This window comes from Sphingomonas faeni (genome assembly GCF_024273235.1).
In the GTDB taxonomy this organism is placed as follows: domain Bacteria; phylum Pseudomonadota; class Alphaproteobacteria; order Sphingomonadales; family Sphingomonadaceae; genus Sphingomonas; species Sphingomonas faeni_A.
In genome coordinates, this window is sequence record NZ_JANBVH010000091.1 from 1 (window position 1) to 1,324 (window position 1,324).

At 63.6% G+C, this 1,324-nt stretch carries 1 protein-coding gene; it reads left to right on the forward strand.

Translation table 11 applies throughout. The features are described from left to right. Positions 1 to 110 precede the first annotated feature (110 nt). On the forward strand, positions 111 to 1,310 hold the full coding sequence (locus NLI89_RS21615; protein ID WP_017503803.1) for an IS256 family transposase: 1,200 nt from the start codon (positions 111 to 113) through the stop codon (positions 1,308 to 1,310). Positions 1,311 to 1,324: the final 14 nt, after the last annotated feature.

The following is a 1,324-nucleotide window of genomic DNA, read 5'->3' on the forward strand; positions in this document are numbered from 1 at the left end:
CCGGCCGCGCGCTATCATCCAGCGCTGTAGCGGCCGGTCAGGTTCACGGGTGGCCATCGAAGATCTTCGGATAGGTTTGGGTTGCAAGACTCAACCAAAGGAGACCTTCGATGACCGACGACACGATGAACCTGCAGGCGCTGGTGGGAAAGAGCGCGGATGCAGATTTCCTGCGTGAGATGATAGGCTTTGCCGCGCAGCGGCTGATGGATCTGGAGGTCGGTAGTCTGACCGGCGCTGGATATGGCGAGAAGAGCAGCGACCGGCTTGCCCAACGTAACGGTTACCGCGAGCGCGACTGGGAAACGCGGGCCGGCACCGTTGAACTGCGCATCCCCAAGCTGAGGACGGGCAGCTACTTTCCCGCCTTCCTGGAGCCCCGGCGCCTTTCAGAAAAAGCGCTGACCGCGGTTGTCCAGGAGGCATACATCCAAGGCATCTCGACCCGTTCGGTCGACGACCTGGTGAAGGCCATGGGTATGAGCGGCATCTCGAAGAGCCAGGTAAGCCGGCTTTGCGAGGAGATCGACGTCCGCGTGAAGGCTTTTCTCGACCGGCCTATCGAGGGCGACTGGCCGTACGTGTGGATCGACGCGACGTACCTGAAAGTGCGTCAGGCTGGTCGGATCGTCTCGGTCGCGGTCACCATTGCAGTCGGCGTGAACGGTGACGGCAGGCGCGAGGTGCTCGGCATGGCGATCGGTGCGTCGGAGGCTGAGACGTTCTGGACAGACTTCCTCCGCGGCCTCGCGCGGCGGGGCCTACGCGGTGTGAAACTCATCATCTCGGATGCCCACGAGGGCATCAAAGCTGCCGTCTCACGCGTGTTCAGCGCCACGTGGCAGCGGTGCCGCGTACATTTCGCGCGCAACGCTACGGCCCATGCCGGCAAGAGCGGGCGGCGCGTCGTCTCGGCCTTCATCGCCACCGCGTACGCACAGGAGACGCCCGAAGCCGCCAAGGGTCAGTGGCGCAAGGTCGCCGACCAGCTGAGACCCAGCGTCCCTAAACTCGCAAAGCTGATGGATACGGCGGAGGAGGACGTGCTCGCCTACATGTCGTTCCCGCCGCAGCATCGCACCAAGCTGCACAGCACGAATCCACTCGAGCGCCTGAACGGCGAGATCAAGCGACGCACCGGCGTGGTCGGCATCTTCCCCAACGAGGATGCCATCACCCGCCTCGTCGGCGCTTTGCTACTAGAGCAGAACGACGAGTGGGCGGTCCAGCGGGGACGCTACATGACACTGGAAAGCGTAACGCAATTGAGCGATGATCCCGCAGTCACGTTGTCGTCCATGGCGGCGTGATCGACCCGGCCATG

Coding starts and splice junctions, on each gene's coding strand:
- NLI89_RS21615 (WP_017503803.1), top strand. CDS start 111: ATGACCGACGACACGATGAACCTGCAGGCGCTGGTGGGAAAGAGCGCG.